General features: G+C 41.6%; 20 protein-coding genes, 1 pseudogene and 1 riboswitch. All 21 genes and pseudogenes read left to right on the top strand.

The features are described from left to right. Positions 1 to 36: 36 nt before the first annotated feature. The 21 genes and pseudogenes from ACTNC6_RS05685 to ACTNC6_RS05585 all read left to right on the top strand — a co-directional run bounded on the left by ACTNC6_RS05685 (position 37) and on the right by ACTNC6_RS05585 (position 26529). Positions 37 to 1308, top strand: coding sequence for a 2-hydroxyacyl-CoA dehydratase subunit D (locus ACTNC6_RS05685; protein ID WP_441034419.1), 1272 nt, complete (start codon positions 37 to 39; stop codon positions 1306 to 1308). After that, a complete protein-coding gene (locus ACTNC6_RS05680) occupies positions 1301 to 2980 on the top strand; it encodes an acyl-CoA dehydratase activase (RefSeq protein WP_441034505.1) in 1680 nt (559 codons plus the stop codon). The genes ACTNC6_RS05685 and ACTNC6_RS05680 overlap by 8 nt, the downstream gene beginning before the upstream one ends. Positions 2981 to 3167: 187 nt before the next feature. Then, positions 3168 to 3299: riboswitch (glycine riboswitch) on the top strand. 136 nt (positions 3300 to 3435) lie between these two features. Next, complete coding sequence (locus ACTNC6_RS05675; RefSeq protein ID WP_441043426.1) at positions 3436 to 4851, top strand: alanine/glycine:cation symporter family protein; 1416 nt, start codon at positions 3436 to 3438, stop codon at positions 4849 to 4851. 332 nt (positions 4852 to 5183) lie between these two features. After that, positions 5184 to 6095 carry a 1-phosphofructokinase gene (gene pfkB / locus ACTNC6_RS05670; protein ID WP_441043425.1) on the top strand — a complete coding sequence of 304 codons (912 nt, stop codon included), beginning with the start codon at positions 5184 to 5186 and terminating at the stop codon, positions 6093 to 6095. Between the two features lie 17 nt (positions 6096 to 6112). Then, positions 6113 to 7169, top strand: a pseudogene (locus tag ACTNC6_RS05665) (fructose PTS transporter subunit IIA). 60 nt (positions 7170 to 7229) lie between these two features. After that, entirely contained in the window at positions 7230 to 7487 is a 258-nt protein-coding gene (locus ACTNC6_RS05660) for an HPr family phosphocarrier protein (RefSeq protein WP_019162036.1), read from the top strand. Positions 7488 to 7769: 282 nt separating this feature from the next. Further along, complete coding sequence (locus tag ACTNC6_RS05655) at positions 7770 to 8513, top strand: DeoR/GlpR family DNA-binding transcription regulator (RefSeq protein ID WP_441034413.1); 744 nt, start codon at positions 7770 to 7772, stop codon at positions 8511 to 8513. 40 nt (positions 8514 to 8553) lie between these two features. Beyond that, the gene (locus ACTNC6_RS05650) at positions 8554 to 9717 is read left to right on the top strand and encodes an exonuclease SbcCD subunit D (RefSeq protein WP_441043424.1); all 1164 of its coding nucleotides are present in this window, start codon (positions 8554 to 8556) and stop codon (positions 9715 to 9717) included. Continuing rightward, positions 9714 to 13067, top strand: a complete 3354-nt coding sequence (locus tag ACTNC6_RS05645; protein ID WP_441043423.1) for an AAA family ATPase — start codon at positions 9714 to 9716, stop codon at positions 13065 to 13067. The genes ACTNC6_RS05650 and ACTNC6_RS05645 overlap by 4 nt, the downstream gene beginning before the upstream one ends. Before the next feature lie 407 nt (positions 13068 to 13474). Continuing rightward, a complete protein-coding gene (locus ACTNC6_RS05640; protein WP_441034407.1) occupies positions 13475 to 14026 on the top strand; it encodes a DUF3793 family protein in 552 nt (183 codons plus the stop codon). Between the two features lie 149 nt (positions 14027 to 14175). Continuing rightward, entirely contained in the window at positions 14176 to 14598 is a 423-nt protein-coding gene (locus ACTNC6_RS05635) for a flavodoxin (RefSeq protein ID WP_441043422.1), read from the top strand. A gap of 240 nt (positions 14599 to 14838) precedes the next feature. Further along, a complete protein-coding gene (locus ACTNC6_RS05630; RefSeq protein ID WP_441034403.1) occupies positions 14839 to 16134 on the top strand; it encodes an SPFH domain-containing protein in 1296 nt (431 codons plus the stop codon). Positions 16135 to 16198: 64 nt separating this feature from the next. Further along, the gene (locus ACTNC6_RS05625; RefSeq protein ID WP_441034401.1) at positions 16199 to 17287 is read left to right on the top strand and encodes a hypothetical protein; all 1089 of its coding nucleotides are present in this window, start codon (positions 16199 to 16201) and stop codon (positions 17285 to 17287) included. 14 nt (positions 17288 to 17301) lie between these two features. After that, positions 17302 to 18126 carry a TPM domain-containing protein gene (locus ACTNC6_RS05620; RefSeq protein WP_441043421.1) on the top strand — a complete coding sequence of 275 codons (825 nt, stop codon included), beginning with the start codon at positions 17302 to 17304 and terminating at the stop codon, positions 18124 to 18126. A gap of 208 nt (positions 18127 to 18334) precedes the next feature. After that, positions 18335 to 18733 (top strand): glycerol-3-phosphate cytidylyltransferase, encoded by a 399-nt coding sequence (gene tagD / locus ACTNC6_RS05615; protein ID WP_173743759.1) that lies wholly within the window; start codon positions 18335 to 18337, stop codon positions 18731 to 18733. A gap of 17 nt (positions 18734 to 18750) precedes the next feature. Next, the gene (locus tag ACTNC6_RS05610) at positions 18751 to 19533 is read left to right on the top strand and encodes an ABC transporter permease (protein WP_173743760.1); all 783 of its coding nucleotides are present in this window, start codon (positions 18751 to 18753) and stop codon (positions 19531 to 19533) included. Between the two features lies 1 nt (position 19534). Next, positions 19535 to 20266, top strand: coding sequence for an ABC transporter ATP-binding protein (locus tag ACTNC6_RS05605; RefSeq protein WP_441034396.1), 732 nt, complete (start codon positions 19535 to 19537; stop codon positions 20264 to 20266). 153 nt (positions 20267 to 20419) lie between these two features. Next, on the top strand, positions 20420 to 22636 hold the full coding sequence (locus ACTNC6_RS05600) for a CDP-glycerol glycerophosphotransferase family protein (protein WP_441043420.1): 2217 nt from the start codon (positions 20420 to 20422) through the stop codon (positions 22634 to 22636). A gap of 21 nt (positions 22637 to 22657) precedes the next feature. Continuing rightward, positions 22658 to 24229 carry a CDP-glycerol glycerophosphotransferase family protein gene (locus tag ACTNC6_RS05595; RefSeq protein WP_441043419.1) on the top strand — a complete coding sequence of 524 codons (1572 nt, stop codon included), beginning with the start codon at positions 22658 to 22660 and terminating at the stop codon, positions 24227 to 24229. A gap of 19 nt (positions 24230 to 24248) precedes the next feature. After that, entirely contained in the window at positions 24249 to 25370 is a 1122-nt protein-coding gene (locus ACTNC6_RS05590; protein WP_441043418.1) for an acyltransferase family protein, read from the top strand. A gap of 40 nt (positions 25371 to 25410) precedes the next feature. Beyond that, positions 25411 to 26529 carry a hypothetical protein gene (locus ACTNC6_RS05585; RefSeq protein ID WP_441043417.1) on the top strand — a complete coding sequence of 373 codons (1119 nt, stop codon included), beginning with the start codon at positions 25411 to 25413 and terminating at the stop codon, positions 26527 to 26529. Positions 26530 to 26552: the final 23 nt, after the last annotated feature.

Here is a 26552-nt window from a genome sequence, read left to right as displayed (position 1 = left end):
TAAATTATTATTACCATAATGAGGAAGAGACAGACTATGGAGATTATTGAGACATTTGGTCATTATGTGGAAAATCTGACGGATAAAAAGCCTCAGTCAGCCCGCTGGCTGTTAAAAACCGGCTGGGAAGCACAGAATCTGAAGTTCCATTATATGCAGGACAAGAGACTGATGCCTGCAGACAGGCATCTTGCAAACCTGATGATGGATACCATGCTGTGGCCCCTTCAGAAACCGGAAGATTCTGTTATTGTAAGTATTTTTACACCCTGCGAAATGATGCAGGAGGTGGGATTACATCCCTATAATGTAGAAGGATTTTCCTGCTATCTTTCTGCAAGCAAAGCAGAGAGGGCGTTTCTGCAGCAGGCAGAGAATCAGGGAATTGCAGAGACACTGTGCAGTTATCACAAGACATTTCTTGGTGCAGCGCAGAAAGGACTTCTGCCAAAGCCCAAATGTATTGTTTATACCAACCTGACCTGCGATGCTAACCTGCTCACCTTCCGTACCCTGGCAGATTTTTACCAGGTACCTGTATTTGCCATTGATGTACCATGGAATCAGACCACAGAGAATATACAGTATGTGGCAGATCAGTTAAAGGATTTAAAAGTATTTCTGGAAAAAAATACAGGAAAAACAATCTCTGAGGACAGATTAAAGGAACGTCTTGCCTGCAGTAAGCGGACTCTGAAGAATTATAAAAAATATCAGCAGCTGCGTGCAGACAAATATGTGCCCTCTGATCTGGTCACACCGCTGTATGCAGGAATGACCAACAATATCCTTCTGGGAACAGCAGAAGAAGAGAAGTATACACAGATGCTTCTTGAAAATATTAAGAAAGCACCTGCAGCGAAAGGAAAACATATTTACTGGATGCATACCATTCCATTCTGGTCGGATGCAGTGCGCCAGGAGCTTTGCTTCAGTGAGAAAGCCCAGATCGTAGGATGTGAACTTGCAGAAACCTGTGAGCCGGATTTTGATCCTGAGAACCCCTTTGAAGCAATGGCAGAAAGAATGGTCTATCATTCACTGAACGGAAGTGCGCTTAGAAGGATTGAAGCCGGTATCCGACATGCGAAACAGGCAGGTGCAGATGGTGCCGTGTGGTTTGGGCACTGGGGCTGCAAGCACACCCTTGGTGCAGCACAGCTTGCAAAAAAGAAATTTGAGGAAGCCGGTCTGCCCCTTTTGATCCTGGATGGAGACGGGTGTGACCGAAGCCATGGAGGAGAAGGACAGACTTCCACCAGGCTGGGAGCTTTTCTGGAAATGCTGGGAGGTGCTGAGAATGAATAAAACTTATTATGTCTGTAAATATACCCCCATTGAGCTTCTGGAATCTCTTGGCGGGAAATGTGAGAACTTTAACCATATGCCGGATGGCTTTGACCTTGCAGATCAGGTTTCCCATCCCAATATCTGTGGTTTTGGAAAAACACTTCTGGAAGGAGTCATGGAGGGGAAAATCAAGGAACTTGTTCTGGTGAGCTGCTGTGATACCATCCGAAGTGTGTATGACATTTTGCTGGAAAGCGGTAAACTGGATTTCCTTTATATTTTGGATGTGCTTCACTGTGACAGTGCCTGTAGCAGAGAGCGTATGGCTGCACAGTTAAAAGGTCTGGCCAAGGCTTATGCACAGTACAAAGGCACAGAGTTTGATGCCGGAAAATTCCGGGCTGCTTTTCATGTACAGGAAAAAATCACAAAGCCTCATATTGCAGTACTTGGTGCCAGAATGGGGCAGGAATTATTTGAAATGACCAGCAAGGCTATGCCCCTTCCTGTAGAGAATGATACCTGTGTGCATAACCGTTCTGTGGGAAATATACTTCCACCGGAGGGTGCTTCTTTTGATGAACTGATGGACTGGTATGCAGGAGAGCTTCTGGGGCAGATTCCATGTATGCGGATGATGGACCCGACAGGCCGTAAAAAGCTTTATAATGATCCGTCTGTTGCAGGAATTATTTATCATACAGTGAAGTTTTGTGATTTTTACAGCTTCGAATATGCTGAGATCAAGAACCATACAGATGTACCTCTTTTAAAAATCGAATCAGATTATACTATTCAGAGTAGCGGTCAGCTTCTTACCAGACTGGAAGCTTTTGCAGAGAGCATTCTGCCTGAAACACTGGAGCAGACCATAGATGGAGACACAAAAGGAGAGAGAAAAATGGGAAAAGGTTATTTCGCAGGGATTGACAGTGGTTCCACCAGTACAGATGTGGTGATTTTAAATAAAGATCATGAGATTGTGACCAGTATTATCCTGCCTACAGGAGCAGGAGCTGCTATCGGAGCAGACCGTGCCCTTGCAGAGGCATTGAAAGAGGCCGGATTGCAGAGAGAAGATATTGATGCGCTGGTTACTACCGGATACGGACGTACAGCTATTAAAAATGGTGATAAGAGTATCACAGAGATCACCTGTCATGCAAGAGGTGCACACTTCCTGGATCCGGAAGTCCGCACTGTTATTGATATTGGCGGACAGGACAGCAAGGTGATCCGACTGGATGAGAACGGTGCAGTTGCAAACTTTGTTATGAATGACAAATGTGCGGCAGGAACCGGACGATTTCTGGAAATGATGGCACGTACCATGGAAATGAATCTGGATCAGATGAGCGAATGTGGGCTGGAATTCAAAGAAGATATTACAATTTCCAGTATGTGTACAGTATTTGCAGAATCAGAAGTTGTATCCCTGATCGCCCAGAATAAGGCAACAGATGATATTGTTCATGGCCTGAATAAGGCGGTTGCCGTGAAGACTGCCGCCCTTACCAGACGTGTGGGCGGTGAGGAGAAATATATGATGACCGGTGGTGTTTCTAAGAATAAGGGTCTGGTAAAGACGCTGGAAGAGAAGCTTGGAACAAAGCTGGTGATCAGTGACAAGGCTCAGCTTTGCGGTGCACTTGGCGCAGCACTGTTTGCGGCTGATATGGTTGATGTGTAAATTTTTATACTTTTTTTATAAAAGTTTAATTTTCTATTGACGAGTTCAAATTTAAGAGCTATAGTATACCACAGTAACAGCAAATTAACGAGGTGAAGTTTGCAGGAAAGAGGAAGCCATAAAAGGCTATACCCGCCGAAGGAGTAAAACTCTCAGGTTCCCTGGATGCAGGGAAAAACTGCAAATGGATCGTTTCTCTGGAGACACCCGTTAGATCGGGGGCCGAAGGTGCAAATAACATGGAATGCTGATAACTTCCTACAATTGGTTATCTGACCCGTGTCTTGAATCTCTCAGGCAAAAGGACAGAGGATGCTTTATCATCCCCGCTGATTCATATGAACTATATGAACAGTACTTTCTGAACTTCTGATGTTTGAAACGGTCTGTTATTACTTTGTTTCCCAGCTGTACAATATATTACACTTTTTAAAAGAAAAAGGAGATTTATTATTATGTGGGAAGCGATCAATTCTTTTTTGACAACAGTAGACAATCTGGTCTGGGGTGTGCCCCTTATGGTCCTGATTATGGCAGGTGGTGTCCTATTAACTGCCAGACTTGGACTCCTTCAGATACGAAGACTCCCCCTTGCATTGAAATGGATGTTTAAGAACGAAGAAGAAGGCGATGGTGAGATTTCCAGTTTCGCAGCATTATGTACAGCACTGAGCGCCACAATCGGAACCGGTAATATCGTCGGTGTTGCAACTGCTGTCTGTGCCGGAGGTCCCGGAGCTTTATTCTGGATGATTCTTGCAGCATTCTTCGGAATGGCAACAAAATTCTCCGAAGGTCTTCTTGCAGTGAAATACCGTGTGGTAGCAGAAGACGGTCACAGCCTTGGTGGTCCTTTCTATTATATTGAGAAAGGTATGGGAACAAAATGGAAATGGCTTGCAAAGATTTTTGCATTCTTTGGTGTATGTGTAGGTCTTTTCGGAATCGGTACATTCAGCCAGGTAAATGGTATTTCCAGTGCAGTTCAGAACTTCTTTGATCCGAACAAATCAAACTGCATAAATATTCCGTTCCTTGGAGAGTATTCCTGGGCAGTTGTAATTTCTTCCCTGATTCTTGCAGCCTGTGTTGCAGCAATCCTCATTGGTGGTCTGAAACGAATTGCAACAGTCAGCCAGATTATTGTACCGTTTATGGCGGTGATCTATCTGATCTTCAGTGTTGCGCTGATTCTTTTAAACATTACAGAGATCCCGGCAGCTATCGTAACAGTTGTGAAGGGAGCCTTTAATCCGTCAGCAGTGACAGGCGGTGTGGTAGGAACAATGATCGTATCCATGCAGAAGGGTGTGGCTCGTGGTATTTTCTCAAACGAAGCAGGTCTTGGTAGCGCACCTATCGCAGCAGCAGCAGCTCAGACAAAAGAGCCTGTACGTCAGGGTCTTGTAAGCATGACTGGTACATTTATTGATACGATTGTGATCTGTACAATGACAGGTCTTTCCATCGTACTGACAGGTGCATGGCAGGTAGAAGGTCTGGAAGGTGTTCAGGTAACAACCTATGCATTCCAGCACGGACTTCCGATTCCTGGACAGATTTCTGCATTTGTATTAATGATCTGTCTGGTATTCTTTGCCTTTACTACAATTCTTGGATGGGATTATTACAGTGAAAGATGTCTGGAATATCTGACAAACGGACATAAGAAAACAATCCTTACATATCGCTGGCTTTACATTCTGGCAGTATTTATCGGACCGTACATGACAGTAAGTGCTGTATGGACGATCGCAGATATCTTTAACGGACTGATGGCGATTCCGAATATGATCGCATTGTTCGCTCTGAGCGGTGTAGTTGTAAAAGAAACAAAATCATTTTTTGATGCAAAGAAACATAAAATGTAAAGAATTATAAAACGTAATAAAAGAAAAGAAAACAGTAAATCCTCTGATTGTGGAGTTTAACTTCCGGTCAGAGGTTTTTTGATGTTCAGTTATTGTTTGACTAAATATTTATTGGAATGTTTGCAAATGACTGATTTGTGAAAAAAATGACCGAATTTGGACGAAAATTGGAAATTAATTGATTTTGTGCAATCTCAACTAAAATCGGTCATAATTTTTATGAATTAGTTTGATTGACTTTGAATGAATATGACAGTATACTAAGGCTATAAACAAAAACAGTCATAAACATGCAGAAACGACATGACAATATAAACGGGAGGAAAGAAGAGATGATTTACACAGTAACTTTTAATCCATCTCTGGACTACATCGTTTCAGTAGATGATTTTAAACTGGGACTGACAAACAGAACAAGTTCAGAGCTGATGCTTCCGGGTGGAAAAGGAATCAATGTTTCCACAGTCCTTATGAATCTTGGGATTGAGAACACTGCACTTGGATTTACCGCAGGGTTTGTAGGGAAAGAAATTATCCGCAGATTACATGAGATGGGAGTGAAATCTGAGTTCATTCAGATCAGTGAAGGGGTTTCAAGGATCAATCTGAAACTGAAATCTATTGACGGAACCGAGATCAATGGTGCAGGACCGGTGATCAGCAAGGATAAAGTAGAGGAACTGATGAAGAAGCTGGAAGAGCTTGGAGAAGGTGATGTACTTTTCCTGGCAGGCAGCATTCCATCTTCCATGCCGGATGACATGTATGAACAGATCATGGCAAGGCTGGATGGAAAAGGTGTGATGATCGTAGTTGATGCCACAAAGGATCTTCTGGTCAATGTCCTGAAATATCATCCATTCCTTGTAAAACCAAATAATCATGAACTGGGCGAGATCTTCGGTGTAGAATTAAAAACAAGAAAAGATGTAATTCCTTATGGAAAGAAACTTCAGGAAAAAGGTGCAAGAAATGTGCTGATCTCCATGGCCGGCGAAGGTGCAGTTCTGGTAGCAGAGGATGGACAGGTATTTGAAGAACCTGCACCAAAAGGCAGGCTGATAAATGGTGTGGGTGCAGGAGATTCCATGGTAGCAGGATTCGTTGCAGGCTGGATGGAGAAGAAGGATTACGAACATGCATTCCACATGGGAATTGCAGCAGGAAGTGCAAGTGCATTTTCTGAAAATCTTGCAACAAAGGAAGAAATAGAAGCGGTTTATGGTCAGATAACCGAAAAATAATAAAGGAGGAAGAAAAGATGAGAATAACAGATCTGCTTGACAGACGAAGCGTATCGCTGACAGCTGCTCCGAAAACAAAGTCAGAAACTCTGGATATGGCAGTTGATCTGATGTAAAGAGTGAGAAGATCAGTGACCGTGAGGCTTATCGTAAACAGGTATATTTAAGAGAAGAAGAGAGCACAACAGGTATTGGTGAGGGAATTGCCATTCCTCATGGCAAATGTGATGCAGTTAAGAAACCTGGGCTTGCGGCAATGGTCATCAAAAATGGTGTAGAGTTTGAGGCACTGGATGACGAACCTGTAACCTTATTATTCCTGATCGCAGCGCCGAATACAGAGGATAATATTCACCTGGATGTACTCAGCAAGCTCTCTGTGATGCTGATGGATGAGGAGTTTACAGAATCTCTTCGCAATGCATCTTCAGTAGATGAGTTTATGGATATTATTGACAGGGCAGACAGTGAAAAGAAAGATATTGATGAGAGACTGGCAGATACCGGATCAGCAGAAGGAATTGAAAAAGCTGCAAAAGCAAAGAACTGTTAAGTGCACTTCCGGCAGATCAGAGAGCAAACTTCGGTACCATTACTCCGGTAGCAGCTCTGTTTAAAGGAATCGGTAATACAGCATTCGGATTCATGCTTCCGATCCTTGCCGGATTCATTGCAATGGCAATCGGTGACAGACCGGCACTTGCACTTGGTCTGATCGGCGGTATGACTCCTCCCTGTGCGATTGCACTGGCAACACTGCTGTTTAAGGATAAGTTCACAAAAGAAGAGAGAGATGCAGGTCCTACCAATTTTATCATGGGTCTTGCATTTATCACAGAAGGTGCGATTCCGTTTGCAGCATCTGACCCCCTTCGTGTACTTCCGTCCTGTATCATCGGATCCGCAGCGGCAGGAGCTATTTCCATGGCATTCGACTGTACACTGATGGCACCACACGGTGGAATTTTTGTATTCCCTGTAGTTGGAAATGCAGTTATGTATCTGGTTGCATTGGTTGTGGGAACAGTAATCTCTGCAGTTCTGCTTGGCCTGTTAAAGAAGAAAGCAGCATAAGCAGTGAAATAAAAAAGCAATAATGAAAAAATTAAAATAAAAAACATGGAGGATATCAAAATGAAAGAATTTAAGTATGTAGTTACAGACAACGAAGGAATCCACGCACGTCCGGCAGGAGAGCTTGTAAAACTGGTAAAAGGCTTTGAGTCAACTATCTCTATTGAAAAAGAGGGTAAAAAAGTAGACTGCAGAAAACTTCTTGCACTGATGGGACTTGGCGTTAAGAAAGGCCATGAAGTAACATTCACGATCGAAGGTGCTGATGAAGAAGCAGCATACGAAGCAGTAAGCAAATTCATGCAGGAGAACCTGTAATTCACAGAATTAAATATAAGAAACTGACAGACAGGAGATGATGCATTCATCTCCTGTTTCTGTTATAATGAGATATCAGGGTCAAAAGGTCAGAAAGTCGTTCGTGCTTGCACGATAAGACTTTTGAACTTGGGACCCGCCAAACATGAGGAAGTAGCGATTTACGAAGTAAATCTGCGGATTCCGAATGTTTGCAGAATTGCGGGAGCTGCGAAGCAGCGGAGCAATTCGTAGATATCGGAGAAAATAATCAAAGTAAATATACAATGGAGGCAGAAGTACATGCTTACAGAACAGAGATTTGATATTATTCTGAAGCTTCTGGAAGAAAAAAAGAGTGTTACAGTAACAGAGCTGAGAGAACTTCTGGATGCATCAGAATCCACAGTGCGCAGAGACATCACTGCACTGGACAAAGCAGGAAAACTAACCAAGGTTTTCGGCGGTGCAGTAGCATTAAATCATAAAGTAACTGCCTATGAACCGACAGTAGCGCAGAAATCAGAATTAAATAAAGAAGAAAAGCAAAAGATCGCAAAATATGCAGCCAGTCTGATCACACCGGATGATTTCGTTTATCTGGACGCAGGAACCACCACTGGTCTGATGCTGGAATATCTGGAAGGTGTAAAAGCTGCCTTTGTCACCAATGCAGTATCCCATGCCCAGACTCTGGCAAAGATGGGAATCCGGGTTTACCTGGTCGGAGGAGAACTGAAGAGTTCTACAGAGGCAGTCGTAGGCAGTCAGGCAATGCAGATGATCCAAATGTATCATTTTACAAAGGGATTTTTCGGAACCAATGGAATTACCAGAAGGGAAGGCTTTACCACACCGGATACCAGCGAAGCAATTGTAAAGAGTACTGCAATGAAGCAGTGCAAAGATGTATATATCCTGACAGATAAGTCGAAGTTTGGAGAAGTAAGTTCTGTCACATTCGGCGGGTTTACAGATGCTAAAATTCTTACAGAAGAAATTCCGGAGGAGTATGAGGACAGCAAAAATATTCTGAAAGTGAAATAAATAATGGATTAAATGCCGCCGGCAGACAGAGCAGGCAGGAATGATATTTGGATTGGAGAGATGTGGGATGAAGTTTGTGCATATTGGAGATCTGCATATTGGAAAAAGGGTGCATGATTTTTCCATGCTGGAGGATCAGAGATATATTCTGGATCAGATGATCAAAATTTTTGAGGAACAGAAAGTTGATGGAGTTCTGATAGCAGGGGATGTTTATGACAAGACAGTGCCGTCGGCAGAGGCAGTGCAGCTGTTTGATGAATTTATTACAGGACTGGCTAAAGCTGAGATTCCTGTGTACATGATCAGTGGAAATCATGATTCAGCAGAAAGGCTTTCCTTTGGAGCAAAGCTGTTTGAAAGCAGTGATATTTATATTTCGCAGGTTTATGATGGAGAGATGAAAAGGATTGTGTTAAAAGATCAGTATGGACCAATATCTGTATATCTTCTGCCTTTTTTGAAACCTGCGGCAGTACGCCATGCTTTGCAGAGGGATGATATTAATACTTATGAAGAGGGTGTTATGGCTGCTCTGCAGGAGTGCGAGATTGACAGGACACAGAGAAATGTGCTGGTGGCACATCAGTTTGTGACTGGGGCAGACAGAAGTGACTCAGAAGAAACATGGGTTGGCGGTCTTGACAATGTCAGTGCGGAAGTATTTAAGGATTTTGACTATGTGGCACTGGGACACATCCACAGACCTCAGAAAATGGGGAGAGAGACCTTGCGTTACAGCGGGACGCCGCTTAAGTATTCTTTTTCGGAAGCAGATCATAAAAAGTCAGTAACGATTGTGGAGCTTCTGGAGAAAGGAAATGTGACGGTCAGTACAGTACCTTTGATTCCCAAACATGATATGCGTAAGCTAAGGGGAACTTATATGGATGTGACAGCGAAGGATCATTATACTGCTGAAAATAAGATGGATTATCTTCAGATTACCCTGACGGATGAGGAAGATGTGCCTGGGGCACTTCAGAAGCTGCGTACTGTTTATCCCAACCTGATGCGTCTGGAATATGATAATAAACGAACACGTGAGAACCGTGAGGTTCAGGCAGTGGAGGCTCAGGAACAGAAGTCAGAGCTGCAGTTGTTTGAGGAGTTTTATGAACTGTTAAATAATGAACCTATGAAAGAAGAACAGACAGAGTTTGTGGAGAAACTGATCCAGAATCTGAAGGAGGTGCGCGTATGAAACCATTGAAGCTGACATTATCTGCATTTGGTCCATATGCGGATGAGACTGTGATTGATTTTACACAGCTTGGAGGACAGGGACTTTTTCTGGTGACCGGAGATACGGGAGCAGGAAAAACGACGATCTTTGATGGGATTACATTTGCGTTGTACGGGGAGACAAGCGGAGGAGTCCGGGAGGCATCCATGCTCAGAAGCAAGTATGCAAAACCGGAAACACCTACCTATGCGGAATATATTTTTGAATATAAAGATGCAGTGTATACAGTGAAGCGAAGCCCGGATTATGAGCGCCCAAAGACCAGAGGTACCGGAATGACCACCCAGAAAGGGGAAGCATTGCTTACTTTTTCTGATGGAAGAGCTCCTGTGACAAAGCTGAAGGAAGTGAATCAGACAGTTACTGATCTGATCGGGTTAGATATGAAGCAGTTTACGCAGATTGCTATGATCGCACAGGGAGATTTCAGAAAATTGCTGCTGGCTGACACAGAGGAACGCAGCAACATTTTCAGAAAGCTTTTCCATACGGATATTTATAAGGTGATTCAGGAAAAATTAAAATTCGAGGCCGGTGGTCTGGACAAGGCGTATAAAGAGCTGTTGAGAAGTATTCGCCAGTATACGGAACAGGTCAGATATTCTACAGAAGACCAGTTGGGACAACAGTGGATATTGATGGAGAAGAATGGCTTTGAGGGAAATCTGGAAGAAGGTCTGGAAATTCTGGAGCAGTTTCTGAAGGTAGATAAAGAGATGCTGAAAAATTTGAATAATCAGATCAAAGAGAACGATAAAGAACTGGAAAAAGTAAATCAGCTTTTGGGAAAGGCTCATAAAGAAGCAGATGCAAAGGCAAGGAAGGAACAGCTTCTGCAAGAGAAAGAGGTATTGCTTCCGCAGTTGGAACAGGCACAAAAAGCTGCAGAAAATGGGGCAAAGGAACCTGAGGAGATCCAACGCCTGATTCTTTCCATACAGAAAGAAAAAGAGAATCTGGAGCGTTATACAAATCTGGAAAATCTGCTCAGAGAAACAGAGAAGACTTCCCTGCAGATAGAGAAACTGGGAACGGACGGTACAGAGCTGCAGAATCGTCAGAAAGAAATGAAAGCTGTGCTTGAAGAAAAACAAAAAGAATATCAGACAACAGACGGTGCAGAAAAAGAAAAAGCAGAAACAGATTTCCGGAAAGAGAAAATAGATACTCTTTATGCAGGAATTTATAAGAACTGTGGAAATCTGGAGTTTCTTCAGACAAAAATCAGTGAACTGAAAATACAGTCCGGGCAGGAAGAACAACTTGCGAAACAGATAAAAAAGGATTTGACTGATCTGGAAGAGAAAATTGTTTCCGGTGGGAATCTGGAAATCAAAGAGAACAGTCTGGTCATACGTTTGCAGCAGATAGAGAAAATAGAAGATCAGCAGAAACGGTATCAGGATCTGGAAAAGGAAGCAGAGAGAAAAAAGAAGGGTTATCTGACCGCTTCTCAGAAACGGACAGAAATAAAAGAAATTTTAAACAAAATGGAGCAGGTCTATCTGGATGCGCAGGCGGGTGTTCTGGCAGCAGATCTTCAGGATGGGATGCCATGCCCGGTATGTGGCTCTGTTCTTCATCCAAAGCTTACGCAGATTCCAAAAGAAGTTCCCACAGAAGAACAGCTGAAAAAACAGAAAAAGTTAACAGAAGCTGCGGAAAAAGCGGCATCTGACGCAAGTGTGCAGGCAGGAGAGGCAGCAGGACTGGTGCAGCGCTGTAGGGAAGAACTGACAGAAGGGGTTAAAGGCTATATAGCGCAGTTTCTGCCAGAAGAGGAGACACAAGAGATACTTCGAAAGGAACTTCCTGATCATGAATTATGTTTATTTGTAAAAAATCAGGAAAGCAGTGTACAGACAGGATTGGAAGAAATCAAAAAACAGAAAAAAGTTCATCAGGATTTACTGAAGAAAAAGGAAGAGTTCATCACACAGTCAGAACAACATGCAAAAGAATTTCAGAAATTACAGATCAGTCTTGAAAAAAGGAAGAGCCAGCTGGAGAGTATCCAGGAACAGCTGCAGAACCAATTGGAGGAACCTGTACTGACATGGATCCATGAAGAAGATACAAGACAGAGAATGAAAACTGATCCGGAACTGTCACAGGATCACAGCGGTGAAACCGTGTATCAAAAGGAAACCTGTAATGTATCACGGGATTTGCTACAGGGAAAGAGAGCAGCAGAATGGCTGAAACAGCAGCAAAATATTCTGGGACAGAAACAAAAGGATCTGACAGCACTTCTGGAACAGAGAAAACTTCTGGAGATGCAGATTGGTAAGACTCAGACAGAACTTGCAACGATCACAGACCAGATCAATCAGAATCAGCAGCAGACAGCAGCAGAGAAATCCAGATATGAGCAGCTGCAGAAGCAGAGAGAGAACATGGAAAAAGAGCTGGGTGAGAGGACAAAGGAAGAAATCCTGTCTCAGATCCAGCTTAAGACTGAGGAACAAAAGAAGCTTGAAATACATTATAAAACAGTAACAGAAGCGAGAGAAGTATTAGAAAAGAGAATGACAGAACTGGATTCGGTAATTGCATCTCTGACAGAACAGTTAAAAGAATCCATAAGTATTTCAGTTGAGGAACTGAATGCTCAGAAAGAAAACTTTGCACAGCAAAAGAAATCACTTTCAGAAAATCGTGATGAAATCCATGCCCGCCTGGAAATCAACAGTGACATGTATGAAAAAATCCGCAGACAGCAGACAGAACTTCTGAAAACGGAAACCCGCTGGAAGTGGATGAAATCTCTCTCAGACACTGCCAATGGTACGATCACGGGTAAGGCAAGGATCATGCTGGAAACTTACATCCAGATGCAGTATTTTGACCGCATTCTTGGGCGTGCCAATATCCGTCTGATGACCATGAGCAGCGGTCAGTATGAGTTAGTTCGCAGGAAAGAAAACAAGAGCAGGGTAGGGAAAACCGGTCTGGAACTGGATGTAGTAGATCATTACAATGGAACTGTCCGAAGTGTTAAGACCTTATCAGGCGGAGAAACATTTCAGGCATCCCTGTCTCTGGCATTGGGACTTTCTGATGAAATTCAGTCAAGCTCCGGCGGAATCCAGCTTGATACCATGTTTGTGGATGAAGGTTTCGGATCTTTGGATGAAGATGCCCTTGATCAGGCAATCCGCGCATTGAAGGATCTCAGTCAGGGAAGCAGACTGGTTGGAATCGTTTCCCATGTAGCAGAACTGAAAGAACGTATTGATAAGAAGATCATAGTAACCAAGAAACGAACAGAAGATGGAGTTGGAAGTACGATCTGTATAGAGGGTTGAGATTTTATGGAATTACTATAAAGAAACGGCATTTTCTCCATAACCTGATATCCACGAATTGCTCCGCTGCAAGGCAGCTCTCACAATTTTCAATAAGAAATAGAATAGAAAAACAGAGGGTATGTAGCCTGTGTATTCCTCTGTTTTTTCTGCAATTATAAAAAAGGCAGTTATAAAAAAAGTTATACAAAAGTAACTTGACAGAATATCTCGGATAGTATATATTAAACTATGAAGTTAGATATAAATAACTTACACTGCTGACAAATCTGCTGAAGGTTTTTTGCAGCAGTAAATTTAAGCCTTACAGCAAACAAAAGCAATAAAATGTTTTGTAAAGCTTTATTTTTTGATAAAAGGTTAGTATATTCTAACTAATATTTTGTTATTGAGAAAGGGATCATAACATGCTGGAGAAATTCGTGATCGAACATTGTTCACCTACATTAGCATCTATTAAAACCGGAAATCTTTTTACATATAAATATGAATCTGAGAAAGAATTATGGAAAAGCGTAGAAGACTTTAATGAATGTGTAAGAGAAAAAGGCGTTTCCCTCACAGTACTTCGCAGGAGTGAGAAAAAGGCGCTGATTTATATCTGCCGATTCTCAAGCCTTGAAAGAGATCTGAAGAAACCTGGTGTTGCGAATTTTATAAAGAAGTATGGGTATGAGAGTACAGATCCTGCATATGCACTTGAGAGACTGAGAAGCCGCCTGGCCCAGAGAGAAGATTTTCCTCATGAAATCGGATTATTTTTGGGATATCCGCTGGGAGATGTGATCGGATTTATCAAGAATGCAGGGCAGAACTGTAAATGTGTAGGTTGTTGGAAGGTATATTGCAATGAATGTGAGGCAATAAAGGCTTTTGCCAGATTTAAGAAATGTACCAGCGTGTATGTACGTCTCTGGAATCAGGGAAGAAGTGTACGTCAGCTGACGGTGGCAGCGTAAGGAAGAAGCTATATACAGTAATATAGCAGGCATGGAGAGTTCGTTTAAGAATCAGTATAATAGAAAAGCCGTATGACTTTTTATTATAATATAAATCATGGCTTTGCGGCAAAGAAAAAGGCAGAGCAAATTTAAGGAGGATTTTAATCATGAGTAAAGTAGCAGTTGTATATTGGAGCAGCACAGGAAACACAGAATCAATGGCAAACGCAGTTGCAGACGGAATCAGGGAAAAAGGCGGCGAAGCTGTTCTTCATACCTGTGAAGATTTTGACGGTTCTAAAGTTGCTGAATATGATGCAATCGCCTTCGGATGCCCTGCAATGGGAGATGAAGTTCTCGAAGATACAGAATTTGAGCCAATGTTTGACGGATGCAAAGATGCCCTGAAGGGCAAAAACATCGCTCTGTTTGGCTCTTATGGCTGGGGAGACGGCGAATGGATGCGTAATTGGGAAGAGTCCTGTAAAGAAGCAGGTGCAAATCTTGTATGCGACAGCGTGATCTGCCAGGAAGAACCGGATGATGAAGCTACAGATGCATGCAAGGCTTTAGGTGCTGCATTAGTATAACAGAATAGGTGAGAAATAAAGAATAAAAATAAATAACAGAAATTAACAGGCCGATGTGTAAGAAAGAAAACTTATACAGCGGCTTTTTACGGTTAATATATATGTTGTAAAATGACAGAAAACAGGAGTTTTTACGAGTGACAGGACTGAGAAAATGTGATATGATAAATTTATACATAAAGATTCTTGCAATTCAGAAAAAAGAATGGAAATAATGAAAGCCTTGAAAGGAGATAAACTATGGGATTAATTAAAGCGGCAGCAGGTGCATTTGGCGGAACAATGGCTGATCAGTGGAAAGAGTTCTTCTATTGTGAAGCAATTGATAATGATGTACTTGTGGTGAAAGGTGAGAAAAGAATCGGGGGTCGTTCCTCTAATAAACGGGGGAATGATAATATTATTTCCAATGGTTCCGGTATTGCAGTGGCTGACGGCCAGTGTATGATCATTGTGGAACAGGGAAAGGTTGTAGAGGTTTGTGCTGAACCGGGAGAATTTACATATGATGCTTCTTCAGAGCCAAGTATTTTCAGTGGAAATCTCAGTGAAGGTATTTTGAATACTTTTGATACCATGAAAAAACGTTTTGCATATGGTGGAGATACAGGAAAAGATCAGAGAGTTTACTATTTTAATACCAAGGAGCTGATCGGAAACAAATTCGGAACAGCAAATCCTATTCCATTCAGAGTAGTAGACAGAAATATTGGTCTGGATATTGATGTATCTGTACGTTGCAATGGTGTATATTCCTACAGAATTGTAGACCCTCTTCTGTTTTATGCCAATGTGTGCGGAAATGTGGAGCAGCAGTACGACAGAGATCAGATCCAGGATCAGTTAAAGACAGAGTTTGTCAGCGCCCTGCAGCCGGCATTTGCTCAGATATCTGAGCTGGGAATCCGTCCAAGTGCTATTCCGGGACATGTGAATGAGCTTTGCGATGCCATGAACAAGGAGCTGACTCAGAAATGGAAGGAAATCAGAGGTCTGGCTATTGTTTCCATCGCAATGAATCCTGTGACTCTTCCGGAAGAGGATGCACAGTTGATCAAGGACGCACAGAAGAATGCAATTCTCAGAGATCCGACTATGGCAGCAGCTACACTGGCCGGAGCTCAGGCAGACGCTATGAAGTCAGCAGCTTCCAATACAGCAGGAGCAATGACCGGATTTATGGGAATGGGAATGGCACAGCAGGCAGGCGGAGCCAATATGCAGGGCCTTTACCAGATGGGAGCACAGCAGGCAGCACAGTCTGCGCCACAGAATCAGGCAGCACAGCAGAGTACGGTGGCTCCGGCAGGAGCATGGAAATGTGAGTGCGGAGCTGAAAATACAGGTAAGTTCTGTGCTCAGTGCGGAAAACCGAAACCTCAGGCCGGAGTTTGGACCTGCAGCTGTGGAACACAGAATACAGGTAAATTCTGTGCTGAGTGTGGAAAGCCAAGACCACAGGAAGAATGGACCTGTGAATGCGGAACCGTAAATAAAGGTAAGTTTTGTGCTGAATGTGGAAGACCGAGACCATAAAGCAGAAAATATAGCTTATTATTTTGATGGGAAGTAATTTTGAAAAATAACAAGGGGGAAGCCTATGTCTGATATAAATGAATATAAATGCCCTTCCTGTGGCGGGGCCATAGAATTTGACAGTCATTCACAAAAAATGAAGTGTCCCTATTGTGATACAGAGTTCGATTTGGAAACTCTGAAAAAGTATGATGAACAGTTGTCAAAGGAAGCTGAGCAGAAGGATGATATTTCTGACTGGCAGACAGACCCGGGAAAGCAGTGGCAGGAGGGTGAAACAGACGGAATGAATGTTTACACCTGTAAATCCTGCGGTGGTGAGATCGTATCGGATGAAAACACAGGTGCAACAAGCTGTCCTTATTGTGGGAATCCTGTAATTCTGACGGAAAGATTCAGAGGTGCTCTGCGGCCGGATATGGTTATTCCCTTTAAGCTTGATAAAAAAGCGGCAAAAGAAGCCTATTATAAGCATATCAAGGGAAGACCGCTTCTTCCAAAGGTTTTCCGAAGAGAGAATCATATTGATGAGATTAAAGGCATTTATGTTCCGTTCTGGCTTTTTGATGCAGATGTGGCAGCGGATGCGCGATATAAGGCAACCAAGGTCAGGACATGGAGTGACAGTGATTATGATTATACAGAGACAAGTTATTATTCCGTAGACAGAAGCGGAAATATGTCTTTTGTGTCTGTGCCTGTAGATGGCTCTTCCAGAATGTCGGATGATCTTATGGAATCCATAGAACCATACAAGGTAGCAGACGCTGTGGAATTTCAGACCGCTTATCTCTCGGGATATCTGGCAGATAAGTATGATGTAGATGCACAGCAGAGCACAGACAGAGCCAGAGAAAGAATGAAGGAAAGTGCTCAGGATGTATTGAGAGATACGGTAAAGGGATATGCTTCTGTAATCCCGGAGAATACCAATGTCCGTATTTCCGGAGGAGATGCAAAATATGCACTGTATCCTGTCTGGATCCTGAATACTACCTGGAGAGGTAAAAAATATATTTTTGCAATGAACGGTCAGACCGGGAGAATGACCGGTGATCTGCCAGTAGATAATGGTGCCTATACCAGATGGCTTTTGGGACTGACAGCTGTATTTTCCATTGCTGCCTATCTGGTTGCATTACTGATACATTAGGGGGGACTGGGAATATGAAGAAAAAAATAATACCTTTATTTCTGGCGGCGGCAGTCTCCGTATCCGGGGTTCTGCCTATAGGAGCAGTCCAGCCGGTAACTGTTATGGCTGAGAGCGGTCACCCTGCCAGACTTGTGGATAATGCAGGGCTTCTGGATGAGGATGAGGCTCTGGAACTGGAATCAAAACTGGATGAGATCAGCCAGGAGTATGACTGTGATGTGGTCATACTTACAGAAGAAAGCATCAATGGCGCAGAGCCCATGGATTATGCAGATGATTATTTCGATTATGAAGGCTATGGAATGGGAGAAGACAACAGTGGAATTCTTTTTCTCATAACTATGTCTGAGCGTAAATGGTGGATCAGCACTCATGGGGAAGCCATTTATGATTTTACAGATGCAGGGCAGGAATATATGGCAGAGCAGTTTCAATCTGATCTGTCAGACGGATACTATTATGACAGCTTTACCACCTTTGCAGATCTGTGTCAGGAGTTTTTAGTTCAGGCTCAGACAGGAGAACCCTTTGATAAGGGTAATCTGCCGGAAAAACCCTTATCACCCTGGGCGCTGCCTATTTCCATAGGAATCGGTCTGGTGATTGCACTGATTATTACAGGAATTATGAGGGGACAGATGAAAACTGTGCGTATGAAACCGGATGCGGCAGATTATATGGTGGATGGAAGCCTGCAGATTACCCGGAGCAATGACGTATTCCTGTATCATCAGGTGACTAAGACTGCAAAGCCCAAGGATGATGATTCCGGCGGCAGCAGCGTACATACCAGTTCTTCGGGAGAGACTCATGGAGGCTCAGGAGGTTCATTCTGACATAGTAATGTTGTTGGAGCAAACTCTTATATAAGAGAAAATTATTAGGTAAAACAGAAAACCTGGCCTTTGGCCGGGTTTTTTATTGAAATCTATTTTGTTCTATGCTATATTTAGAAAGATTGCGGAGGCTGTTATGAGAAAGGATAGCCGGTAAATATCAAGATTCTGGTATTTGTTAAGAACAAAAAGGAGAAATTCGGATAAAATGAAAAGAGTGATTACGTATGGAACCTTTGATCTTCTGCATTATGGACATATTAATCTGCTCAGAAGAGCAAAAGAGATGGGAGATTATCTGATCGTTGGTCTTTCTACAGATGAATTTAACTGGAATGAGAAACATAAGAAATGTTATTTTTCCTATGAGAAAAGAAAACAGCTTCTGGAAGCTATCCGGTTTGTTGATCTGGTGATCCCGGAGGAAAATTGGGCGCAGAAGCGTACAGATGTAAAGGAATATCATGTTGACACCTTTGTTATGGGTGATGACTGGACCGGCAAATTTGACTTCCTGGAAGAGGAGGGCTGTAAAGTGGTTTATCTGCCGAGAACACCTGAGATTTCCTCTACGCAGATAAAAAATGATCTGCAGATAAAAGAGTAAAAACAGGAGCGAAGAAAATGAATCGATTTATCAAAGATATGAAAAGATATTTTGCTTATGCCAAATTTGCGGCAAGGGCAGATCTGAAAGCGGAAGTTGCCAGCTCTTATCTGAACTGGCTATGGTGGGTACTGGATCCGTTGCTTTTTATGATGGTATATACTTTTATTGCTATTGTTGTATTTCGAAGCAGTGTACAATATTTTCCTTTGTTTGTTTTTGTTGGTCTTACACTGTGGAACTTTTTTAATAAGACAGTAATTCAAAGCGTAAAGCTTGTGAGAAACAACAGCTCTATTGTATCTAAGGTATATGTCCCCAAATATATTCTTATTTTACAGAGAATGATGGTCAATGGGTTTAAAATGCTGGTATCTTTTGGCCTGATCGCTATTATGCTGATTATTTACAGAGTACCACTGACATGGAATATCATTTATATGATACCTGTTATGATCGTACTGGCATTGTTTACTTTTGGACTTAGCTGTATTGTTCTTCATTTCGGAGTTTTTGTGGACGACCTTTATAATGTTATGAATGTTGTGCTTCGTCTGATGTTTTATATGAGTGGTATTTTTTATTCTATAGGAACCAAGCTTTCAGAGCCATACAGAAGTATTTTGCTGAAATGTAACCCGGTATCCATGCTGATTGAATCAGCCAGACGTTGTATGCTTTATTCTTCTCTGCCATACAGAAAACTGATCGTTTTGTGGGGGATTGTCTCAGTGCTCCTCTGCTGGATCGGAGTAAAAACAATTTATAAATATGAAAACAGTTATGTAAAGGTGATGTAATATGGAACGGGAAAATGCGATTGACGTAAAAGATTTGCATATCAGTTATAAATGCCTGAAATCTTTTTCTATAAAGAGAAGTCTGCTTCAGCTGAAAAAGACGGATACAGAAGTATTTGAAGCAGTGAAAGGGGTAAGTTTTTCTGTAAAAAAAGGCGAGATCCTTGGAATTGTAGGTAAGAATGGAAGTGGAAAATCTACCATGCTGAAAGCAATTGCAGGAATCTTTTCTCCGGATGAGGGAAGCATTGATCTACATGGGAATAGTGTATCTTTACTGTCCATTGGAGTTGGTTTTCAGAAAAAGCTTACCGGTCGTGAGAATATTCTCCTGTCTGGTCTGCTTCTGGGATTCAGTGAAGAACAGGTAAGAGCAAAAATGGATGAGATCATCAATTTTGCAGGTCTGGGGAAATTTATTGATATGCCGGTAAAAACTTATTCCAGTGGTATGTATTCCAAACTGGCCTTTTCTATTACAGCCATTCTGGAAGCTGATATCATGCTGATCGATGAGGTGCTCAGCGTAGGTGATGCCAAGTTCAAAAAGAAAAGCTATAATAAGATGAAAGAACTGATTTCCAATGAGGACCGTACAGTAGTGATCGTTTCCCACAGTTCTCAGCAACTGCAGGAATTATGTACCAGTATTTTATGGCTCCATGAGGGAGAACTTCGTATGCAGGGGGAAACAAAGAAAGTACTGGATGCATATGAGGAATTTATGAGCTGAATGGAGAAAAAACCGTTGATGAAAGTCGGCGGTTTTTTTGAGCCGAAAAATTCCGTGAGAGATTGACTTTCTCACAGATTTCTTTATAATAAATATGATATGCTTGTATAAAAATATAAATAATATAGATAAAAAGAATCGGAGGAAAGCCAGGTGGAGACAAAAATTAATCTGGATCAGTGTCAGATAGAAGAATCTACAGAAGAATACAAAATACAGAAGCTGGATACACAGGGAAATCTTATTACAGAAAGGCTCCCCCTGTATAATCTTACAGCTGAAGAGGAATTAAATGCGGATATACAGGTTGAGAAAAACGGACGTCTGAAAATTATCCTGACAGACAGATCCTGGACAGAGTTTCAGCAGATGCGGATTATTTTGGCAGGTGCGAAAAATCAGGAGATTTATTTTGAAAATGCAATTACAGCAGAGAAAAAAAATGAGCTTTCACTGGAAATTGGTCATCTTGTATCTGAATTGGAACACGGCCGTAATAAGAGTACTCGAATCCTTTTGGAAACGGTAGAGGATGGACAATATCACCGCTATTATTTTTCTGACATAAAAAGGGCAAATGGAGACAGAGATCTTCAGAAAGGTAAAAAATCATGGATCTGTGTACAGCCCTGTACAGATAAGATATATCTTACCAGTGAAGATGGGGAAAAAGGTGGAAATTCCCTTTTGTGTGTATACATGGATAAGGGTGGAAGATGGTTCCTGGGATTTGGCACAGAGTGGCGAATTTATAAAATGGCTCAGATTTGCCATCTGCGATATCTGACTATGAGAAAGGGAAAGCTGAATTTACATCTGGTTACAGATTCTCACAAATATGGTTATAAACCGGAACAGGTGGTTTTTCGGTTCAGAAGTAAGCTGCAGGAAGAAAGATGCGGTTACAATTTTGAAATCAAAACTGTTAAAATAAAAAAAGATTTGCAGTATGTGGATGCCTGTCTGGATCTGAAAAATGTGGATCTGAAAAGTCTCTATTGGGATGTTGTAGTAATGTTTGTAAATCCTGAGACAGGAGAAGGGTTTGAAGCGGCTGTTTTTATGACAAGGGCATACCGCCTGTTTACCTCTTTTCTTTACAGAGGCAGCTATAAGACTGGAAATGGATTTTTCCTTTACCCCTATAATACTTCTTCCAAAAAGCTGGCATTTCAGTTTCGTGAGGAAGGGGAATATGATCATTTGGGATTTCGGGTAAAAGAGCTGACTGCTTTTGCTGCTTATTATCTGCTGAAGCCATATTGGGACAGCAGACATATCCAGTTGGTATATGAGAAATTCTGTATGATGGCCCAGGATAACGGATATTATTTCTTTAAATATTGTATGGACCATGAGGAAGAGAAAAGACAGAAAAATCATATCTATTATGTGATCACCAAGGATGCTCCTGACAGAAAAAAACTGGATGCTTACCAAAGCCATCTGGTGGATTTTATGAGTATCCGTCATATGATCTACATGATCGCAGCAGAGCTTCTGGTAAGTACAGATACCAGAAATCATCTGTACGCTATGCGCCAGCGTGGAAGTATCCTGAAACGGTATTTAAGAAAGAAACCTCTGGTATTTCTCCAGCATGGTGTGACTGCACTGAAAAAGGTGGATTTTTTCTATGGAAAGGGAAAATCCGGTTCCTGTAATTTGTTTGTGGTAACCTCAGATTTTGAGAAAAAAATCGTTGAGGATTATTTCGGTTATGCTGAAGATGAAATTGTAAACAGTGGTTTTGCCCGCTGGGATGTGCTTGAGGATAAGTCTGAGGGACTGAGAGAGATTCTGATCATGCCTACCTGGAGAGCCTGGCTGGAGAATGTAACTCTGGAGGAATTTAAAGAGAGTGACTATTTCCATAATTATATGGCGCTTCTTAATTCTCCACGTTTTCATAGTTTTCTGGAGAAAAATGATCTTTTGGCAAACTTTTATCTTCATTCAAAATTCAGGGAATTTATACAGGATTTTTCAGTAGAATCAGACAGGATCCGACTGATCGTATTTGGAGAAGAACCTGCCAATGAGCTGATGATGAGATGCAAAATGCTGGTGACAGACTATTCCAGTGTATGCTGGGATGTGTTTTATCTGGACAAGCCGGTGGTATTTTTCCAGTTTGACAGAGATAAATATATGGAGGCACACGGAAGTTATCTGGATATGGACAGGGAATTGTTCGGAGACTGCGCCCAGGATGTGGACGGATTACTGACGTATATGGAGAGATGTGCAGATGACCATTTTGTTGTTCGGCCTGAGTATGAAAAAATGCAGAAAAGCTTTTATAAATATTTTGATGACCAGAACAGCCGTCGTATCTGTGATGCGATTGTAAAAAAATGGCCGCGATAAGAAAACATGGACGGAGTAAAAATGAACAGGACAATTTTCTGCAGAGATATTAAAATTACAGATAAAGGTTTTGGAGTGAATGCCAGTATGGATTCCGGGAGAATTTCCGGTGCTGTGCTGATGAGCAGAAATATTCAGCGTCCGGAAAAATATGTCCTGAAATGTGAAACAATAAAGAAGAAAAATACTTCTGAGATTAAAGTTCAGGCAGATCTTCAGGTTATGGATCTGTATGAGGGTGACTGGGATCTTTTTCTTCTTGATACAGAAGGAAAATATCTCCCGGTAATCCTTTCGCCGCAAATCAGAATGAGGCTTCTTTTAGGAAATTATCAGGCTGAAATTGGAAAGAATCATATTCTTTTTCCTATGGCCAGTACAGATCATATGCTGACATTTCGCTGCAGACGTTGTTCTGCCTATGATGGAAGGGCTGTGGCGGTCAGAGAGAATCTGGTATATGTTTTTTATACTCTTACCAGACCTTTATGGAGCAGGAAAAAAATCTGGGTGATTTTCGAAAAATATTCCACGGAAGCCCAGGATAACGGATATTATTTCTTTAAATATTGCATGGAAAATCTTCCCCAGGAAGAAAAAAAGCATATATATTATATTTTAGATAAAAAGGCTCCTATGTGGAGGCACATGGAAAAGTATGGAAAAAATGTGGTGCCCTTTATGAGCACAAGACACATGCTGTATATGCTTGCTGCCCGTATTTATGTGGCTTCGGACGCCAGAAGTCATGGATTTGCCTGGAAGCCAAAACCTAATATTATTTCCAGAGAGAGCAGCAAACGGCCTATTTTATTTTTGCAGCATGGAGTCACTGCCTTAAAAAGAGTGGACCGGCTTTTTGGAAAGCATGGTTCTACTCCTATGACCTACTTTAATGTTACATCAGAATTTGAACAGAAGATAGTGACGGATCATTTTGGATATCCGGCAGAGAATGTACCGATTCTGGGATTTGCAAGATGGGATGTGCTGAAAAATAAAGAGCAGGCAGATAAAAAAAATATTTTATTTATGCCAACCTGGAGGCCCTGGCTGGAGGAACAAAGTGATCAGGTGTTTGAAGAAAGTGAATATTGCAGGCGCTACAGAAGTATTTTGGAAAACAGGCAGCTCCAGGAAATCCTTTCTGTCGGCCATGTGAAGATCATTTTCCATATTCACCCAAAATTGAAGGAGTTTCTGAAGGCTTTTCAGACAGAAAACAGTAATGTGGAACTGATAGAGCAGGGGACAAGACCCTTAAATGAACTGATCATGGAATGTTCTATGCTTTTGACGGACTATTCCAGTGTGAGCTGGGACGTATATTATCTGGGAAAACCGGTGGTGTTTTATCAGTTTGATTATGATCTGTATATGCAGGCAAACGGAAGCTATCTGGATATGAAAAAGGAATTATTCGGAGACAGATATATCACCGAAAAGGAAGTGATTGCAGGGATTGGGGAATATGTGCAGAATGATTTCAGGGAAAAAGAAAAGTATGGTTCACTGAGACAGGAATATTTTTCATATAATGATCAGAATAACTGTAAACGTATTCTGGAATTCCTAAAATCAAAGGGATATTAAATTTGGAAGGAATGGAATCATGAATATTACATCAAATGTGGGGACAGAGAGAAAAAGATATTTAGATGCAGCTAAGGGCTGGGGAATAACCATGGTGGTATTTGGACACATTACTTCTCTGGGAAATCCTGTAGACCAGTGGTTTGGCGCATATAAGCTAGCTATTTTTTATATTGTATCAGGTTATCTGCTGGGGATGAGACAGTCTTTCAGAAAGATGAATACAGGGCAATATGTTTTGAAACATTTTAAAAGCCTTATGATTCCCTATTTTGGTTACAGTGCCATTGTGATTCTCTACAATATACTGGTAGGATTTATGAAGGGGAAGGATTATGAATGGATCTGGCATCGTTTTATCCTTCAGGGATACACAACTGTAAGTTTGCGTGGAATCAGTGCACTATGGTTTTTGCCTTCTCTTTTTATTGCCCAGATTCTTTTTATCCTGATCATCCGACTGCCTCTGGTTTTCAAGATGATCAGTGCTGTAGTTCCGGTAGTTTTATGCAGGTATGTTTCTCTTCAGCTGTTACCGGCATGGGAAGAAAACATGACGGAACGTATGTATAAGCTGGTATCCTTCCCTACTCTGGCAGTGAGTAAGGGGATTCTGGCATTCTGGTTTGTGGGAGCCGGATATGTGGCATATTTTATTTTCCGGAAATTGCAGCACAGATGGCTGAGATTTCTCATAGGAGTTGTGATGTCTGCAGCTACTGTTTATTTTTCACAGATCAATCCTCATGTGGATATTAATACCATGAAACTGGGAGAGAATTATTTCCTGTTTTATCTGGATGGAATCATGGGATCTCTGGGAGCAGTCTTTATTTTGGAATTTCTGGAGAAATGGTGGAAGATGTCTTATCTCAGCTTCTGCGGAAAGAACTCTATGATCATTATGGCTACTCATGGTACGTTGGGATTTAAACGTCTGGTGATCGAAGGCTGGACAGCACTTTATACCTTGTCTGAGACGCCTGGGCTTAGATATTATCTGGAGGTTACCGGAATTCTGGGAGAGCTGATGCTTTTGGAATGTGGTGTGATCACCATTATAAATCAGTATTTTCCATGGCTTGCAGGGCGGTTCCCTTCGAAAAATCAAAAGAGTAGCCTCCAGTCCGGAGGTCAGTAAAAAACGATATGATTAGAATAAAAACAAGAAGGACAGATAAATGAAAACAGTAAAGAAGAAAATTTGGATCATAGGGGTGCTGTTGTTATGTGCAGCCATGTTTTATACGGTTCCGGTGGCAGCGGCAAAGAAAACCGGATGGAAAGTAATAAAAGGAAAAACCTATTACTTTAATAATGATGGAACCATGCATAAGGGCTTTCTGAAGCTGAATGGAAAAAAGTATTATTTTGGAGACGACGGTGCAGCTAAAAATGGTTTATTTACTGTTAGATCTTCTAATGGCTCTGTGTCTTATTTTGGACAAAAGGATTATTCTCTGGTTAGAAATAAATGGCTGTATGTGAAAAAGAATCAATGGTATTATTTTGATAACAGTGGACGGGGTTTGAGCGGATGGTTTCAAATTGATGAAAAATGCTACTATTGCCATCCTCAGAAAGGAAAGCTGACTGGCTGGAAGGAGATAAAAGGAGACAAATATTGCTTTACAGCGGAAGGCTATACAAAAACCAGTCAATGGCTGAAAAAAGGAAGCCAGTACTGTTATGTTGATTACAGAGGAAAAGTGGTCAAGACAAAAAACAGTACCACAGGAACCTGCCAGGCGTATAAAAAGATATATATGATAGGGGATTCCAGATTTGCCCGTACATCACGGATGGGTATTAAAATGAATAATACTGAATATATTGCAGCGTCAGGACAGGGGTATGACTGGCTGATGAGGGAAGCCTGGCCTCGGCTGATGGAACAGATCATGAATTCTACCGAGGAGGGCAAAACAGCAATTGTGATAAATCTGGGAGTGAATGATCTTCTGAATTACAAAAAATATATCCGTTTTGTGAACAAGGATATGCTGACTTTTGCCCATAAATATCAATGCGATGTTTATTATGTATCTGTAAATCCGGTAAATGAGGAAAAATACATCCATCATTCTCAGAAGCTGAAAACGAAAAATAATCGCCTGATCAATCAGTTTAACAGAGAATTGGTCAGCCAGCTCTCACTGGAGGTAAAATATATTGATACCAATACTTATCTGATGAGAAAATTCAACTCCAAGGAATTAACAATTGAAGATGGAGTTCATTACGGTTTCAGGATTTCCAATGCGATTTTTGATCAGATTATGATGAATGTGAAGCCGTGAAGACTGTAAATAATAAGTATAAA

Source organism: Blautia sp. HCP3S3_C4 (genome assembly GCF_052064095.1).
GTDB lineage: Bacteria > Bacillota > Clostridia > Lachnospirales > Lachnospiraceae > Blautia_A.
Note: the sequence above shows the minus strand (reverse complement) of the source record. Positions and strands in the feature narration are given on the sequence as shown.